General features: G+C 70.9%; 4 protein-coding genes. All 4 read left to right on the forward strand.

The genetic code is table 11. The features are described 5' to 3' along the window. A partial coding sequence (locus B2284_RS01060; protein ID WP_286697091.1) for a DUF58 domain-containing protein occupies positions 1–796 on the forward strand: 796 nt, incomplete at its 5' end. After that, positions 793–2,988: a transglutaminase TgpA family protein gene (locus B2284_RS01065; RefSeq protein ID WP_115296347.1), complete on the forward strand. Its 2,196-nt coding sequence runs from the start codon at positions 793–795 to the stop codon at positions 2,986–2,988. The genes B2284_RS01060 and B2284_RS01065, both read left to right, overlap by 4 nt. 692 nt (positions 2,989–3,680) lie before the next feature. Next, positions 3,681–3,956, forward strand: coding sequence for a hypothetical protein (locus tag B2284_RS01070; protein WP_062256358.1), 276 nt, complete (start codon positions 3,681–3,683; stop codon positions 3,954–3,956). A gap of 57 nt (positions 3,957–4,013) precedes the next feature. Beyond that, positions 4,014–4,352 carry a hypothetical protein gene (locus tag B2284_RS01075; protein WP_136788338.1) on the forward strand — a complete coding sequence of 113 codons (339 nt, stop codon included), beginning with the start codon at positions 4,014–4,016 and terminating at the stop codon, positions 4,350–4,352. Positions 4,353–4,619: the final 267 nt, after the last annotated feature.

The raw sequence follows: 4,619 nt of genomic DNA on the forward strand, positions 1-4,619 counted from the left end.
CGGCCCGACGCCGTCGTGGCCGGTCGAGGGGCGCCACTTCGACGGCGAATACGCGGTGAGCGCACCTCACCGCGGCCGCTTCGTCACCGGTCCGACGCGCCTGGTCGTGCGTGACCCATTCGGCCTCGCGCACCTGACGCGGGACGTCGCCGCGCGCCGTGAGATCCGCGTGTGGCCCCGCCAAGACGTCGCGCTCACGCCGCAGCGCGAGCGCAGCCTCGTCGGCGACTCGAGCATCGAATCGCACCTCGCCTTCGGCGGCGAGGTCGGGGCGAGCGTGCGCCAGTACGTGCGCGGTGACGACATGCGCCTCGTGCACTGGCCCGCCACCGCTCGCCGCGGTGAACTCATCGTCCGCCAGCTCGACCCACCGACCGACGAGACCGCCCGTGCCCGGCTCGTCGGGCACGTCGAGACCCCGGGTGTCGACGCCGGATGGGAAGGCCTCGTCGAAGCCTGCGCCTCGTGGCTGAGTGCACGCGCCCGCGCGCACCAGCCGTTCGCGCTGCGGGTCGGCGCCGAGACCTACCGCGATCTCCACGACGCGATGGACGCCCTCGCCGTCGCGGGTGATTGCCCCCTCGTCGACGACGCCGCGTCCGCGCACGTCGTCTTCGTCCACGCCGACACCGCGGGCTCACTGGGGCCGGCGCCGTCCGGGGGTGAGGCGTTCGTCGCCGGATCACCCGATGCCGTGACGTCGATGCGCGCCCGCCTCGACGCCGACGGGTGGAGCACACACACGGTTCCCGAGGCGCGCCCCGTCACCACCGCCCCCGCCGAAGGAGCTCGATGACCACCCGCCGCATCCTCGCCGAGGTCGCCCTGGGGCTGCTGTGCCTGAGCGCCTGCTGGCCCCTCGTCGAGCTGTCGAAGGCCGACAGCGTCGGCGTGCCGATCGTCGTGGCCGCGCTCGTCATGTGGGCGATCGGCGCCGGGCTGCGACGCGTGGGTGCACGTTCCTGGCTCATCGTGCTCGCGCAGGCGGCGGCCGTCATGGTCTCGCCACTCGCGGCGCTCGCCGCGCACGGGGTCTCCCCGACCCCGTCCGCTCTGCGGGACGCCGGCCACGAGGCGCAGAAGGTCGCGAACTCCTCCGTCGCTCCCCTGCCGGCCGTCGCCGGCGTCATCGCCGCGCTGACGCTCGGCGCCGCGCTCGTCGCCCTCGTCGTCGACTACGTCGGGGGCACCTCGAAGCTGCCGGCCGCCACCGTGCTGCCCGTCGCGGCGCCGTTCGTGCTCGCGACGACGGCGCTCGGTCAGACGTTGCCGCTGCCCTACTTCGCTGCTGCCGCAGCCGCGTGGGCGCTCCTGATGTGGCTGAGCACGAGTCGTTCCCGCACGTTGACGGGTGCGCCCGTCTTCGCCGCCGTGACGGTGCTGGCCGTGGCCGGCGCCGCCGCCCTGTCGGGGCACGTGCCGACCCGCGCGACTCCGGCTCTCGCCGAGGGTGGGGCCCGGGGCGTCGACACGAGCGTGGACTTCTCGACATCGCTCGACCTGAGCAATGATCTGTCCTCGCGCAACGCGGCGCCCGTCCTCACCTACACGACCGAGGACTCACAGCCCGGCCCGCTCCGGGTGACGACGAGCTCGACGTACGCGGACGGCCAGTGGCGCGCCCGCACGAACGAGCCGACGACGAAGGTGAAGGCCAACAGCGAGTTCCCGGCGCTCGGCTACGACCCGGCCGTGCCGACGACGAGCTCGCAGGCCACCGTCACGCTCAACGCGATGAAGCCGCCGTTCATCGCCGCGCCGACGACGCTGCGCGCCGCCGCCTTCGGCCAGGGCCACGACACCTTCGACGTCGGAACGACGACCGGCGTGCCGCACCTCGCCGCTCAGGTGCCCGCGTACGCCGTCATCTTCCGGACGTTCACGGCGGCAGCGCGCCCCGTCGACGACTCGGCCGTCAGCGCCGGAACCGGTGGGGTGACGCAGGACGACCTCGACGTCGCCTCGCTGCCGCAGGCGGCCCGCACGCGGATCGACGCGCTGCTCACCGCCTCCGGCGCCGGGGATGCGACCTCGCGTTTCGACAAGGCCGTCGCCATCCAGAACCACCTGCGCACCGACCCGTCCTACACGTACTCGCTGACGCTCGCCCCGACCCGCACCGTCGACGGCGCGCAGCTCGACCCCCTGTCCAACTTCCTCGAGACGAAGCAGGGTTACTGCACCCAGTACGCCACCGCGATGGTGATGAGCGCGCGCTCGCTCGGCATCCCGGCGCGCGTCGCGATCGGATTCCTTCCCGGCACGAAGCGGGGCAACGAGTACGAGGTCCGCGCCGCGGACGCGCACGCCTGGCCGGAGCTGTACTTCCCCGGCATGGGGTGGACGCGGTTCGAGCCGACGCCCGGTTCGCGCTCGGGCGCCGCCCCGGCCTACGCACGGACGAGCCCGTCGGCGACGAAGTCGTCGTCGAGCGCCCCGACGACGAGCTCGAGCGCGCCCGTGCCGTCCACTCGTTCGGTTGCCCCATCGACGACGCAGACGTCGAGGTCGACCTCGCACGGCGCGCCGGTGACGCCCCACGACGACGGCGTTCTTGGTCGCGTCCTGCTGACGCTGCTCGGCGCACTGGCCGTCATCGCCCTGCTCGGCGCATTGCCGCTGCTCGGTTGGTGGCGACGCAACCGCCCGGTGCGTCAGGCACGTGAGCCCCGCGAGCGTGACGAGGCGCTGTGGCACCGCATGGTGTGGAACCTGCGCGACCTCGGGTACGTCATCACGACCGAGCGATCCCCACAGGAAGCGGCCGGCCGGTTCGCCGACGACAACCCGCGCGCGTCGACGCACCTCGTCCAAGCCGTCGAACGCGCGGCACACTCGATCGAGAACTCGCGCTACGCTCCGACGCCTGCGCGGGGCATGGCTGCCACGACCGAACGCGTGACGCGCGCAGCACGCTCCGACGCCTCCGTCGGCGCTCGCCTGCGGGCGTGGCTGCTGCCCCGCTCAGCGTTCGGGGCACGGAGCTGACGTCGCCGCGGGGCCCTTCGAGCGTGGGTCCCGCGGTGCGTCAGACGTTCTGGCTCGTCCGGTGTGCCGGATGGTCGGGCGTTCGACCCGTTAAGGTCGCGGATATCTGCGTTTTCCCTACGCCCAGACTTCTTGAACGAGGGCCCTTTAACACGGCATACACGCCACTGGCCCACATCCACTCGAGTGGATGTGGGCCAGTGGCGTCGTGCGCGAGGCTGCGAACGCCTCGCGCCTCGTCCACGACTCTCAGTCGAGGATTCTCAGTCGAGGTAGTTGCGCACTAAGAACGCGTTAGCGCTGTGCGGATTTCAGGTGGTGGCGCGGTGATTGAGCGTCAGGCAAAGCGCTGTGCCGCGTAATACCCCCGACTAAGTGGAGACCCCGCGAGGTTGCAGCCTCCGGGGTCGTGACGAACAGCATGGGAGTGCTGAACGTGAACCCGATTCTAGATGTGTGGTGCGCCCTATGCGACCACCTCGCACCCTTCGCGGCTATGGCCGTGGTGCCGCTGCTGCTGTGGGTGCACCACTTCGAGACGATGCCGCCGGCGGCTATTCACGAATCCGGTAGTACGGAACCCGTAACAGCGGCGTGCTCGTCGGTGACGTAGCCACTGGTGAGGTCATCGACCTTCCCTCTGACAGCGGAAAGGTCGTCGCCACTACCGACGCCCCTGAGGGGTGGGCCGCATGAGCGCCGCGCAGGACGCCGCGCGCCTCGTGAGCCTCGCCGTGGCGCACAACGACGCCACCGAGACGCTGCTCGAGCGCACCATCGCAGGCACCGCGAGCCCGTGGGACGCCCGCGCCGTCACTGCCGCGTTCGATGCGATGGACGCCACCCGCCACGCGCTCAAGATCGCGCACTTCCCCGACGCTCGCGCCGTGTTCGTCGACCTCGGCCGCGTCATCGTCGAACACCGCGACGGACGCTTCGAGCGCGTCGCCACCGACGAAGAAGCCTGAACGCGCAGGTGTAACAAACGTGACACCTGAGCCCACCCCCCACCGAAAGGCACGACCATGACGACCACCACCACGACGTTCGAGGACGTGCGCGCCTGCCGAGTGCCCTGGTGCCAGGAACACACCGCGCCGCTCGAGGCCGCCCACGACCTCGGCGACGGATGGATACGCGACCCCAATGAGCCCGGCCTTGTACGCATGCACGTGCGCCCCGGCCGCTTCTTCGACCTGCAGCAGTTCGAGGACTACGCGGACGTCTCGCACGTCATGTCGGCGCCGACCGTCGATGCTGTCGAGCGCATGGTCACCGACACCGTGGACGACATGCGAGCGTGCGCCGCCGAACTGCTCGAGTTCGCGGACATCGCCGCAGAGAGTCGGATCGACCCGGCGTGAACGCCTCCCGGCGCTGGGGCTCGAACCTTGGGAGCTGTGGCTCCCAAGGTCTGCCGTCACCCGGCGCCGGGGCTTCCGGTCGATCGCGATTGAGACTCCATCGCCATGTACTCGCACGCTAGGACGAGGTCACACCTGCTCGTGCAAGCGCACCTGCGCACGCGAAACCAAAGTTTGTGCCGTACAAGCTTTGCCCCCGACGAGCATGGCACCTGAGCGCACGTGGGGCCTTCTTCGCTTCGAGGAAGAGTGAAGCGCCCTGGGTTT

Origin of the sequence: Dermacoccus sp. UBA1591 (assembly GCF_002322065.1) — a bacterium.
Classification (GTDB): Bacteria; Actinomycetota; Actinomycetes; order Actinomycetales; family Dermatophilaceae; genus Dermacoccus; species Dermacoccus nishinomiyaensis.